This window comes from Streptococcus infantis, assembly GCF_047463615.1.
Classification (GTDB): Bacteria; Bacillota; Bacilli; order Lactobacillales; family Streptococcaceae; genus Streptococcus; species Streptococcus infantis_X.
On record NZ_JASHDO010000002.1, the window covers coordinates 52,873 to 65,455 of the forward strand.

Annotated in this window: 12 protein-coding genes; 3 read left to right on the forward strand and 9 right to left on the reverse strand. The window is 41.5% G+C overall.

Features of this window, described 5'->3' with window-relative positions; translation table 11 throughout:
- Positions 1–30: 30 nt before the first annotated feature.
- From QM874_RS03555 to QM874_RS03565, 3 genes are read right to left on the reverse strand one after another with little or no spacing between them, the layout of a single operon-like run.
- The gene (locus tag QM874_RS03555; RefSeq protein ID WP_414316239.1) at positions 31–1,791 is read right to left on the reverse strand and encodes an ABC transporter ATP-binding protein; all 1,761 of its coding nucleotides are present in this window, start codon (positions 1,789–1,791) and stop codon (positions 31–33) included.
- The gene (locus QM874_RS03560) at positions 1,781–3,550 is read right to left on the reverse strand and encodes an ABC transporter ATP-binding protein (RefSeq protein WP_414316240.1); all 1,770 of its coding nucleotides are present in this window, start codon (positions 3,548–3,550) and stop codon (positions 1,781–1,783) included. Before QM874_RS03560 ends, QM874_RS03555 begins: the two co-directional genes overlap by 11 nt.
- The gene (locus QM874_RS03565; protein ID WP_414294973.1) at positions 3,534–3,995 is read right to left on the reverse strand and encodes a MarR family winged helix-turn-helix transcriptional regulator; all 462 of its coding nucleotides are present in this window, start codon (positions 3,993–3,995) and stop codon (positions 3,534–3,536) included. The genes QM874_RS03560 and QM874_RS03565 overlap by 17 nt, the downstream gene beginning before the upstream one ends.
- Positions 3,996–4,193: 198 nt before the next feature.
- On the opposite strand from QM874_RS03565, the gene QM874_RS03570 reads away from it, so the two are divergent.
- On the forward strand, positions 4,194–4,853 hold the full coding sequence (locus QM874_RS03570) for a hypothetical protein (RefSeq protein WP_414316241.1): 660 nt from the start codon (positions 4,194–4,196) through the stop codon (positions 4,851–4,853).
- Between the two features lie 377 nt (positions 4,854–5,230).
- Complete coding sequence (locus QM874_RS03575; protein WP_414316242.1) at positions 5,231–5,410, forward strand: hypothetical protein; 180 nt, start codon at positions 5,231–5,233, stop codon at positions 5,408–5,410.
- 21 nt (positions 5,411–5,431) lie between these two features.
- Here QM874_RS03575 and QM874_RS03580 read toward each other — a convergent pair whose 3' ends face one another.
- Positions 5,432–6,148 (reverse strand): YebC/PmpR family DNA-binding transcriptional regulator, encoded by a 717-nt coding sequence (locus tag QM874_RS03580; protein ID WP_414316243.1) that lies wholly within the window; start codon positions 6,146–6,148, stop codon positions 5,432–5,434.
- Positions 6,149–6,245: 97 nt separating this feature from the next.
- Positions 6,246–7,616, reverse strand: a complete 1,371-nt coding sequence (locus QM874_RS03585) for an MATE family efflux transporter (RefSeq protein ID WP_414316244.1) — start codon at positions 7,614–7,616, stop codon at positions 6,246–6,248.
- A gap of 121 nt (positions 7,617–7,737) precedes the next feature.
- Here QM874_RS03585 and QM874_RS03590 point away from each other — a divergent pair, with 121 nt between their 5' ends.
- Positions 7,738–8,292 (forward strand): GNAT family N-acetyltransferase, encoded by a 555-nt coding sequence (locus QM874_RS03590; protein WP_414316245.1) that lies wholly within the window; start codon positions 7,738–7,740, stop codon positions 8,290–8,292.
- 354 nt (positions 8,293–8,646) lie between these two features.
- On the opposite strand, the gene QM874_RS03595 is transcribed toward QM874_RS03590, so the two are convergent.
- The 4 genes from QM874_RS03595 to brpA form a co-directional block, all read right to left on the reverse strand.
- Entirely contained in the window at positions 8,647–8,841 is a 195-nt protein-coding gene (locus tag QM874_RS03595; RefSeq protein WP_414316246.1) for a PspC domain-containing protein, read from the reverse strand.
- Between the two features lie 176 nt (positions 8,842–9,017).
- Positions 9,018–10,172 carry a recombinase RecA gene (gene recA, locus QM874_RS03600; RefSeq protein ID WP_414316247.1) on the reverse strand — a complete coding sequence of 385 codons (1,155 nt, stop codon included), beginning with the start codon at positions 10,170–10,172 and terminating at the stop codon, positions 9,018–9,020.
- 41 nt (positions 10,173–10,213) lie between these two features.
- Positions 10,214–11,482: a competence/damage-inducible protein A gene (locus QM874_RS03605; RefSeq protein WP_414316248.1), complete on the reverse strand. Its 1,269-nt coding sequence runs from the start codon at positions 11,480–11,482 to the stop codon at positions 10,214–10,216.
- 79 nt (positions 11,483–11,561) lie between these two features.
- Complete coding sequence (gene brpA, locus QM874_RS03610; RefSeq protein WP_414316249.1) at positions 11,562–12,581, reverse strand: biofilm formation/cell division transcriptional regulator BrpA; 1,020 nt, start codon at positions 12,579–12,581, stop codon at positions 11,562–11,564.
- Positions 12,582–12,583: the final 2 nt, after the last annotated feature.

The window sequence follows — 12,583 nt, forward strand, 5'->3', positions numbered from 1 at the left end:
AAGAAGGCCGTCAAGCCTTCTTTTGAATTACTATTCTTCTACTTGGTCTTCTGTAAATTGACTATTGTAGAGGTCTGCATAGAAACCACCCTGAGCCATCAGTTCCTCATGATTGCCTTGCTCGATGATGTTTCCTTCTTTCATGACCAGGATTAAGTCAGCATTGCGTATAGTTGACAAGCGGTGGGCGATGACAAAGGATGTGCGTCCCTCCATCAAACGGTCCATAGCCTTTTGAATCAACTCCTCCGTACGAGTATCGACTGAGGATGTTGCTTCGTCCAGAATCAAGAGCGGAGCATCCTTGAGCAGAGCACGAGCAATCGTCAAGAGTTGTTTCTGTCCGACTGACAAGGTCACTGTATCATCCAAAACAGTATCGTATCCATCAGGTAAGGTTGTGATAAAGTGGTGGATTCCTACTGCTTTGGCAGCTTCAATCACTTCTTCATCACTAATACCTGTTTGATTGTAGATGAGATTGTCACGAATGGTTCCTTCAAAGAGCCAGGTATCCTGCAAGACCATTGAAAAGGCATCGTGTACTTCTGAGCGCTTCATAGCCTTGGTATCCACACCATCAATGCGAATACTTCCCTTATCAATCTCATAGAATTTCATCAAGAGGTTAACAATGGTCGTCTTCCCAGCACCAGTTGGTCCGACAATGGCGACCTTTTGACCTGCATGAGCTGTCGCAGAAAAGTCATGAATGATCGTTCGCTCCGGTGTGTAGCCAAATGAAACTCTGTCAAAGACCACTTCACCCTTCATGTTGGTCAATTGTCTTTCCTTATATGATTCATCTTCCATTTCCTCTTCACCTAGAAATTCGAAGACACGTGTCATAGCTGCACTAGCCTGTTGCAAGCTGGTAATCCCTTGGGCAATCTGTGATAAGGGTTGTGAGAAGGTACGAACATAAACCATGAAGGCCACGATAATCCCAATACTGATATGGCCTTCAAGTGCCAAGGCAGCACCGACGATGATCACCAAAACATAGCTAAAGTTCCCAACAAAGATCATTGCTGGCATCATGATTCCAGAAATAAATTGAGATTTCCAAATACTATCATGTAGGTCTTGATTCAATCCTGCGAATGTTTCTTTAGTGGTGTCCACAGCGTTATAGCTGGTCACCACATTGTGGCCAGAGTACATTTCTTCCACATAGCCGTTTACAGCTGCTAGGTTGTTTTGTTGAGCTTTAAAGTAGCCTTGAGATTTAGCCATAATCACTGAGACCGCCGCAAATCCAATAAGGGTTGAAACAACGGTTACCAGTGCCAAAATCCAGTTCATACCAAACATGGTAATCAAAACAGCAATCAGTAAAAAGCTAGCTGAAAGAACTGTCCCAAGGCTTTGGTTAAGAGACTGAGCTGCTGTATCAACGTCATTAGTCACACGAGAAAGGGTGTCCCCTTGAGAATGACGGTCAAAATAAGCAAGTGGCAAGCGATTGATTTTCTCAGCAATAGCTGTCCGCAAACGTTTTGAGAAATGTTGGATACTAGTTGAGAAAATGTAGGCTTGCGTATAGTTCAGGATAATCCCAAGCACATAGAGGATAACCAAAAAGCTAGCAATACTTGAGACAGCCTCTAGATCAATCTCTGTCATTAACCCATCTGAAATCAAATTGGTAATTTCTTTGATCTTAGTTGGTCCATAAACCGTGATAATACTTGAACAGATAGCCGTCACAACTGCGATTAGTAGGGGAAGTTGGAGACCTGCTAGAAAAGGTCTACACTGTTTCCATAAGGACATTTTCTTATTTTCCATGTTCCAATTCCTCCTTCGATAGTTGTGAATAGGCAATTTCTTGGTAAACTTCATTGCTTGCAAGAAGTTCCTTGTGGGTGCCTTGCCCCACGACTTTACCTTGATCCAAGACTAAGATCAGGTCTGCATCCATAATGGTTGAAATGCGTTGGGCAACGATTAATTTGGTCATGGATTGTGTTTTTTCAGCTAATACTTGACGCAAGATACGATCTGTCTTGTAGTCCAAGGCTGAGAACGAATCATCAAAAATGAGAATCTCTGGTTTACGAGCCAAGGCGCGTGCAATGGCCAAACGTTGTCTCTGTCCACCTGAGAAATTGGTCCCACCTTGAGCCACTTCTGAGTCAAGACCAGCTTCCTTATCCTCTATAAAGTTTTTAGATTGAGCCAATTCCAAAGCTTGCCACATGGCCGTTTCACTTAGTGGCGTTTCTTGACTCTTACCAAAGTCGAGATTGTCCTTAACATCTCCAGAAAAGAGCACAGCTTTTTGAGGGATATAGCCAACCTTATTACGCAAATCTTCCAAGTAGTAATCTTTCACATTGACGCCATCTACTAGAATTTCTCCCTCTGACACATCATAAAAACGAGGCAAGAGATTAACTAGAGTAGATTTCCCAGAACCAGTTGAGCCGATAAAGGCAATGGTTTGCCCTGCTTCTGCCTTGAAGCTGACATGTTCCACAACTGCTTCTGAGTTTTTAGAGTAGCGGAAGGTTACGTCGCGGTATTCCACTTGACCTTTTACAGAAGAGTTTGCCGTCTGTGGGTGACTAGGATTTTCAATAGAGGAATAAAGGTCCAAGACTTGATTGATACGACCTGCAGAAACCAAGGTACGAGGAAGAACGATAAAGAGAGCACCCATGAGTAAGAAGCCCATTACCACTTGCATAGCATAGGACATGAAGACCACCATATCGCTAAAGAGGGGTAGACGCTCTGTCAAGCTAGCGTCGTTGATAAGATAAGCACCAATCCAGTAAATGGCAAGGACCAAGCCGCTAGAAATCGCCATCATAATAGGATTCATAATAGCCATTAAGCGACTGACAAAGAGATTGATTCGTGTGACTTCATCATTGGCTTCTTCGAATTTCTTATCTTGGTATTCCTCAGCATTGTATGCACGAACAACCCGAATCCCTGTCAAGCTTTCACGAGTAATACTGTTCAGCTTATCTGTCAATTTTTGAATGACAGATTGTTTAGGAAAGGCCAAAGTCATCAAGACAGTTGTCATCAGAACATTGACAATGACTGCCACCACTACTGCCCAAATCCAGTATTCAGACTTGCCAAGGATTTTCCCAATAGCCCAAAGCGCCATGATTGGTCCGCGAGTGACCACTTGGAGTCCCATGGTAAAGAGCATCTGAATCTGCGTGATATCATTAGTCGTCCGAGTCAATAGACTGGGGATTGAGAAACGTTTAATTTCTGTCTGAGAGTAATCCAAAACACGATTAAAAATATCGCTTCGTAGATGAGCCGTATAGGATGCTGCAACTCGAGCGGCAAAAAATCCAACTGTTACAGATGATAGGAAGGCTAAGAATGACAAACCCATCATCTTAGTTGCTGGCGACCAAAGATCTCCTAGCTCCGTACCTGGAGTTCCAAGTAGTTCTGTAATTTCTGAAATGTAAGTCGGTACTTCTAACTCTAGATAGACCGAGAAACAGGTAAAGAGGACAGTCAAGAGAATCATTCCCCACTCTTTTCCTGTGATACGTTTAGCGAGTTTCTTCATTCTTACCTCCCATTTTATCTACATTAGCCTGTAGTAGACCCATGACTTCTTCAAAAACAGCTAGTTTTTCCTCAGAAATTCCATCAAGTAGACTACGGTCAATTCGATCAAAGAAAGACTTGATTGGCTTCATCTGAGAGCGTGATTTTTCCGTCAAATGAACAAATTTTGCCCGCTTATCACTTGGACTTGTCTCCAACTCCACCAAACCATTTTGCACCATGCGCTTCACTAGATTACTGGCGACTGACTTGGTGATATTGAGTTCCTGCTCAATATCCTTGATTAACACCGCCTGTTCAGACTCCTCACGATAGTCTAAAAATCGTATGACTTGGCCCTGCGGTCCACCCATAAATTCAATACCACAACGTTTAGCTTCCTGTTGCACCATAAGGTGAACCTGATGACCAAAACGTTTAAAAGCTAACATCGGCTTATCCATGCTATCTCCCTTCTAAATAAAAATAGTTCTCTTGAGAACAATTAAGTTTTCATGAGAACTATTTTATCATTTTCAGAAAGGATGTCAAGAAAAAAAGTTTCTATGAGAACTATTTAAATGAGAATTGACAACAGTTAATAATTTCTCTATAATAGGCACTAACTTGTCTGATTACACTAGAAGTGGGAGAACTTTCAAATGAAACAAGAAGAGTATAAAACCTTAGGAACCCTTGCTGTCATTTTTGGAGCTGGTGCTCTTTTATGTTCTCGGATACCAATTGTCAATGGTCTATCCTTTCTCTTTGGATTTGTTGCCTTGATCTTAGGAGTCATCGGCATTGGCCTCAATCTCCAAAATCAAAAAACATTAGCTATGATTGGTTCAAGCTTTGGCCTCATTTCAATTATCATTGTACTGATAAGCCAACTGCTATTCACTCCTATCTTCGCTGATTTTATAAGAGGCTATCGTAGCTCTTCTAATTATCTCATGGAAGAGCCAACCAATGAAGATTGGCCAAATAGTACCATTGATGAATATGAAGAGGAAGAAGAGATCTTTACCTGGACTCAAGAACAGTTTGATGCCTTAATAGAGGGCGACCCTTCCAACCAAGGGCAAGGGGGTACCAACTACAATGACATTATCAGGGAACATGGGATTCCAGATTCTGAAGTAGAATCAAGTGACAGTGATTTTGAAACCAAAAGAATCACCTATCTCTCCCTAGGTTCACCTAGTAAGGCAGTTGTTTTAAACTTTGTAAAGCAGAAAAATGGTCAGTTTCTTCTGATTCATAAATTTGCTGTCGGACTGGACCGAAAAGAACAACATGATACTGGTATCAGAATCTAACATAAAATAGCTTAGTTTTTCAGTGGTTTACGACATTTTCCCCTTATTTTTTAAACTTCATAAAACTCTTGCATCTATCGGCGCACCGTGATATGATATAATCAAGATAAGGTAAGGGCTAGCTGAGATGTACAAAGAAGATCGGCTCAAATAACTTGAAAAGGCGATAGATAATATCCCTAAAACAGTAACATCTATCGTAAAATAAAGCCCAAATTCAGTAAAAGAAAAAGGGAAGTGCTAAGAAGTAGATGCGAAAGGCCTTCGAACTTCTATTTTATCAAATGAAAAGAGGGAACCAATGGTTAGTTCAATAGCTGTTTTTATAGTAGCAATCAACGTCTATATTTATCTTAAAAACAAAAAGGACAAATAAAATGAGAAAAGTTATTCAAGAATTATTAGACAGTTCTATTTCTACATCTGCGATTTCAAAAGGTGCTGGTGTTCCTTGGTCTACTATTTCGGATCTTAGAAAAGGAAAAACAAGCATGGACAAAATGGCGCTCCTAACCGCAGAAAAACTTTATGAATTTGCTACAAGTAAAAAACAGTGACTCTTGGTCACTGTTTTTGAATTAGAATCCATCTACGTTCGTATAAATCTTTTGGACATCTTCGTCGTCTTCAAGGACTCCATACAGTTTTTCAAATGTTGCAAGGTCATCACCTGACAACTCAACTTCTGATTGAGGAATCATTTCCAATTCAGTCACTTGGAATTCTTCAATACCAGATTCACGCAAAGCAACGATAGCCTTGTGAAGATCAGTTGGTGCAGTGTAGACAGTGATTGTTCCTTCTTCTGCTTCTACATCGTCTACATCAACATCTGCTTCAAGCAAGAGTTCAAAGATAGCATCAGCATCATCACCTGCAAAAACGATAACACCCTTGTTGTCAAAGAGGTAAGATACAGAACCTGAAGCTCCCATGTTTCCACCGTTTTTACCAAAAGCAGCACGGACATTGGCAGCTGTACGGTTCACGTTTGAAGTCAAAGTATCCACGATGAGCATTGAACCATTTGGTCCGAAACCTTCGTAACGACCTTCTGTAAAGGTTTCGTCTGTATTTCCTTTTGCTTTATCGATAGCCTTATCAATAACGTGCTTTGGCACTTGCGCTTGTTTGGCACGATCGATAACGAATTTCAAAGCAGTGTTTAGTTCTGGATCTGGCTCACCTTTTTTAGCTGCTACATAGATTTCTACACCAAATTTTGCATATACTTTAGAGTTAGCTCCATCTTTAGCCGTTTTCTTGGCTACGATATTGGCCCATTTACGTCCCATTAGGAATCTCCTTTTTTCACATTTTAATCTTTCTTATTATAACACAAGTCTATCCGATTTTCACTAGAGGAAACGGATTTTTCTTTTGTAAATTAAGCTATGATTTCCCGCCGACTGCCAAGATTTTCTTGCCCTCTTTTATCCAAGGGTGCTTGAAGAGCGAGAAGTAAAGTTGGATGGTCATGGCTAGCCAGATAAGGGGTTCGCAAAAAATAACACCTAAATAGCCAGACCAAGGAATAATCCAAGCAACAAAAGCAATCTTTCCTATAAGCTCAATAAAACTAGATACCAACGGAAGGAGTTTTTGACCTAAGCCTTGCAAGCAATTCCGATAAATCAACAAAAGACTTAAGATAGGATAAAAAGTAGAACTGATGCGCAGATACAAGGTGCCATTTTCTACCAAATAAGAGTCTGTAGAGCTTGCCAGGAAGGAGACCAAGGCAGGACTGGCAAAGAATAGGAAAATACAAACAAAGGCTGCCCAAGACATACTCAAACGACTAGAGATCCGAAGTCCTTGGACAATGCGGTCCGGCCGCTTGGCTCCATAGTTTTGAGAGGTGAAAGTCGTTATGGAGGCCGAAATAGAGGTCATCGGTAGTAAAGCAAAGGCCATAATACGCCTTGCCGCCGTTTGTGCACTGATAATGACTGCTCCAAAACTATTAACCGATGATTGTAAAATGACGCTACCAATAGAGACAATAGAACCCATCATCCCCATAGCTAAGCCTTGCTCCAAAAGATCTACATAGAGGGCCTTGTCCCACTTAAAATGCTTGAGACTAGGCAGCAACTCAGGCACACTCCTGCGGATATAGAAAAAGCAGAGAAGGGCTGATAAACCTTGCGATATGATTGTCGCAAGACCTGCAGACTGGACTCCCAATTGCAGTTGTGTGATAAAGTACAAGTCAAGGGCAACATTGACCAGAGCTGAAAAAACCAAAAAAACAAGTGCCGCAAGACTATCACCAACTGACCGCAATAATCCTGCAAAGAGATTGTAGGCAAAGCTGACGCCGACACAAGTAACAATCATAGAGATATAATCATAAGACTGGGGGAGAATTTCTGCAGGAGTTTCCAGATATTGGAGAAGTGGATAGAGGCCGACAAAGCCTATCGCCATAACAATCACACTTAAAAGGGCTCCTAAAATCCAAGTGGCTGCGACAGCTTCTTTAATCTTTGAAAAGTTACGAGCTCCATAATAGCGGGCAATCACTACTCCCATTCCATTGCCGACTCCGAGAGCAAAACCGATAATCAAATCAAAGATCGCCGTTGTTGCCCCAACAGCCGCCAAGGAGGATGGGCCTAGAAAACGTCCAACAATCAAAATATCAGCCGTATTGTAGAGTTGCTGAAAGATATTAGACAACAAGATTGGAAAGGCGAAGCTCAAAAGCGAGGGAAGGATGGGACCATGAATCAGGTCCACAGTTGATTTTTTATTCATAAGGCTATTATATCAGCTTTCTAGAAGAGGAACAAGGTCAGACTTAGCCTCTAACTCCCAAGAAAGCGGTTGCCTAGAAACTAACAATTTGATATAATCGTGACAGAAAAGGAGTTTATGCATGAGCTTAACCAGCCAATTAATTACAGATGTATTTCCAGACCTTGAGAAAGTTGAAAAGCTAAATATCGAAGCCTTTCCTGAAGAGGAACGTATTCCTCTGTCTGAATTTTTACGGTATCAGGATAGGGATGATGCCCACTTTTTCGCCTTTTACAACGAAGAGGAATTTGTTGGATTCGCCTTTGCCATTTCCAATCAAAAGGCTTTTTATATCAGCTTTTTTGCCATTATGCCCCATTTGCGTAGCCACGGCTATGGTAAAGAAATTATTGAAAAGCTGATTGATTTTTACCAGCGTACCATGATTCTTGAAGTTGAACGTTTGGATGAGGAATGCGATAACCTCGAACAGCGAAAAGCCCGCATGGAATTCTATAAACAAAATGGTTTCAAAACAGCCAATGCCTTTTTGGAGTACGAAGGTCTTAGTTTTGAGATTCTCTATCGTGGCGACCACTTTGATGAAGAAGCCTACCGTGATATCTTCCAAAAATTGCAAGAAGAAAATTATTTCGACTTCCACATAGAGTACCGTCGTTTCAGCGACCACTAACCTATACTGCAGTCTTGAACTTCCCAGTAAGAAACTACAAATTTCTCTACAATGAATACTCAATCACCTGTGCTACAGGTGATTTTTTGTGATTCCGAAATAAGATGAAAACTTGGAAAAAATTATCACCGCATATCACAAATAAGAGACTGGGACAAAAGTCCTAGCCTCTCAATTGTCTTTGAATTGTCGAGCAAGACGCAGTGGTTGAGTGGGCTCTACTACGCTGATTTCATCAGCTTTTACAGCCCTACTCAACTGTGCGGAGGTGGGACGACGAAATCGAATTCTAACGAATTACCGATTTCTGTCCCACTCTCTTATCATGATTTGTCTCATAAAAATGCACTAAGTTTACGCTTCTGTTCCAGCTTCTGGCATGATTAGCCAAAAAATGAGGTAAGCAAGAATTCCTGATCCACCTAGCAATGTGAAAAGAATCCAAAGTCCACGAACAAGTGTTGCATCAATATCTAAATAGTCAGCAAGACCTGCACAAACACCTGCAATTTTTTTATCTTGAACATTGCGAACTAAACGTTTTTCCATACCAACAGTCTCCTTAGCATTACTTTTATTCTCAATTTATTTTATCATCAAAGTAACCTTTTTGCAATAGTCTTCCTCATTTATATTGCGAAAACCTATCAATCCTGCCCTCATAACCTTGTTTCTTTATTCTCATATAACAGAAAAAGTGGGGATTCCTCCACCACTTTCACTTTTTAATCTTCAATTTCGATTTCAAGATCATCGCCAAGGTCAAGAGTCACTTCTTGATTAGCTACTTCTGATTCTACTGGTACAATTTTTTCATCGGCTACTGAATCATCTTCAATCAAGCCAAACTTGACACGAACTTGGTGGTCAATTTCATCAAAGATTTCTGGGTGATCCGCCAAGTATTTCTTAGCATTTTCAGAACCTTGTCCGATCTTTTCGTCTTTATAAGAATACCATGCTCCTGCTTTCTTGATGATGTCAAGATCACTTGCAATCTTCAAAAGCTCACCAGTTCTTGAAATTCCTTCTCCATACATGATTTCAACAAAGGCTTCTTTAAATGGTGGAGCCACCTTATTTTTAACAACCTTAATCTTGGTTTCCTTACCTACGCTCGTATCTTTTTGGTCACCAGTTCCCTTGATTTGTGTGCTTCCACGAACATCCAAACGGACAGAAGCGTAGAATTTAAGGGCACGTCCACCAGGAGTTGTTTCTGGATTACCAAACATAACCCCTACTTTTTCACGCAATTGGTTAATGAAGATAGCAATTGTCTTAGTCTTGTTAATAGAAGCCCCGAGTTTACGCATAGCCTGGCTCATCATACGAGCTTGAAGACCAACGTGGCTATCTCCGATATCCCCATCGATTTCTGCACGAGGTACAAGGGCAGCAACCGAGTCGATAACGACAAGGTCAACTGCACCTGAATCAATCAATTTCCCAGCAATTTCAAGACCTTGCTCCCCTGAGTCTGGTTGTGACAAGAGCAATTCATCAATGTTAACCCCAAGAGCTGCTGCATAGGCTGGGTCTAGTGCATGCTCGGCATCGATAAAGGCAGCAATTCCGCCTTCTTTTTGGGCTTGCGCTACCGCATGAAGGGCAACCGTTGTCTTACCAGATGATTCTGGACCGTAGATTTCGATGATACGTCCCTTTGGATAACCACCTGATCCGAGTGCGATATCAAGAGCCAAAGAACCTGAACTCATCACTTGGACCTTTTGCTCGGCACGCTCACCCAAGCGCATGATTGACCCTTTACCAAAGTCTTTTTCGATCAATTTAAGGGCATCGTTTAGGGCTTTTTCACGATCAGCACCAAATTTTTTGCCAATTTCGTCTAATTTTTTTGTTGGTTTTTTCGCCATTTTATTCTCCTGTATTCTAATAATCCTAAGACCTTCTTCTATTATAACAAATCTCCAGCACTTAATAAAGCTTTGCGAACTAGGTTAAAGGCATGTAAGACTGCAATTTCTCGAACATCTGAACGACTTCTACCTGCGATATTAGCCTGGATAACTTCTGTACCCGAAGCTTGCGCTAAAGCAATAAAGACTGTACCTGCTGGATGTCCTTCTAGACTATCTGGGCCAGCTACTCCCGTCAAACTAATTCCAAAATCTGACTGGGTCTTGATGCGCACCTGTTCAGCCATTTTTTCAGCAGTAAAGGCTGAGACAACTCCATGTTTTTCCAATTCAGCTTGTGGAATATCAAGCATCTTAGATTTTTCTTCAAGGCTATAGGTCACAAAGCCACCTTTAAAGATAGCAGACACACCTGAAAAATCTGCTAAGCTTGCTTGAAAGAGACCTGCTGTCAAACTTTCTGCTGCGGTAATGGTTTTCTTTTGTTTTTTCAACTCTTCTACTACTAGGCTAGCCAAGCTGGTTTCTTCCCCATAGCCATAGCAAATTTCTCGAAGTGAAACACCCTCAAAGGTTTCTCTTTCAAGGATTTTTTGTTCTAGAGCATCTAGAACACGATCCGCTTCTTCTTGACTCTTAGCCTTGGTAGACAAGCGAAGAGTCACCTCTCCAGTTTTAGCGTAAGGTGCTATGGTTGGATCCGTTTGCTGGTCAATCAGATCTGATAGAATGGTCACTAGCTGACTTTCACCAATGCCAAAGAAACGCATGACATGCGAATAAAGCTTAGAGCCTGTTGTCAATCTCGGAAGTAACTCATTTAAGACCATGGGTTTCAACTCACTTGGAGGTCCTGGTAGGACAACATAGGTGACACCCGCCGCCTCAATCATGTCACCGACTGCTAGACCCGTTTCGTTTGGTAATGGAGTTGAACCTTGAACAATCTGAGCTTGGCGCTCGTTGTTAGGAGTACGAGCATAGTCTGGTCTTTGAGCAAAAAAACGATCTAGTTTAGCCTGAGCTTGAGGATCAAAAACCAAATCTCGGCCCAAAAATTTGGCCACAGTTTGCTTGGTCAAGTCATCTTCCGTCGGACCCAAACCTCCCGTTAGAATGACCAGATTACTACGATTGCTAGCTAGCTCCAACAAGGATAAGAGCCGTCTTTCATTATCTCCCACAGCAGTCTGAAAATAGACGTCCACGCCAATTTCAGCCAACTTTTCAGACAAAAATTGAGCATTGGTATTGACAATCTGACCCGTTAAAATCTCTGTCCCGACAGCTATAATTTCTGCTTTCATTTTTTCCTCCTACTTACCTATTCGGATTTCTTTGAAAAAATCGCAGGAAAATTCCTACGATTTGATGGATAGTCTCTTGTTATTCTGACTCTTCAGAAGATGGTGGCAAGTGGCCAAAGAGATTCTCATACAAGACTATATTGGTTTCCAACTCAGTTAACTCAGGTTGATTTACTGAACGACGCAAGAGATTCTGCATCTCTAATATATGCTCAGCGGAAACGATCTGGTAAGAAATCCCGTCAATCATTTCACCTTCACCACGTAATTGCTGGGTTTCGATATTTTTAAACGCATCCTGATAACCCATCAACTGAGGAATGGTTGTTGTTGTAATCTCAATATTTGTCTGCATATTGTCACTAAGAGCCTTCAAAATATCTTGGTAGTGACTCACACTGTTCAAACTGAGAATTTTCTCCACAACCTTTTGAATCACTTCACGTTGGCGTTTTTGACGACCATAGTCCCCTTCAGGATCCTGATAGCGCATACGTGAATACACTAGCGCCTCGTCACCATTTAGGGTTTGTTCCCCAACACCGATAGAAATCGTATTAAATGGTTCCTGGTCTTGGATAGAGATTGGGAAACCTAGAGTGTTGTTTACTGTGATACCACCTACGGCATCAACCATTCTTTGAAGACCATGCATATTGACCATCACATAACGATCGATGTGGATATTCATCATTTTTTGAATAGTCGAAATAGCCAGCTCTGCGCCACCATCAGCATAGGCAGCATTGAGTTTAGCCTCTCTTACACTACCATCTGGCTGCTGGATTTGCGTCAAAATATCACGCTCCAAACTCATCATGATAGTTTTCTTGGTTTTAGGGTTTACTGTCACCAAGATCATCGAATCGCTGTTACCTGCCCATGGGTCTGTACGCTCAACATTCCCTGTATCCACGCCCATCAGTAAAATCGTCAGAGGTTCAGTCGCTTCAATTACCTTGGTTTCTTCCCCGATTTTTTTATAGGTTTTGGCTAGAGTCTGCGTACCTTGCTGATAAATTGTATAGGCATAAGCTCCTACACCTAGCACCGTCACAAGGACCAAACCCAAAAACATTCCAATTATTTTTTTTACCATAC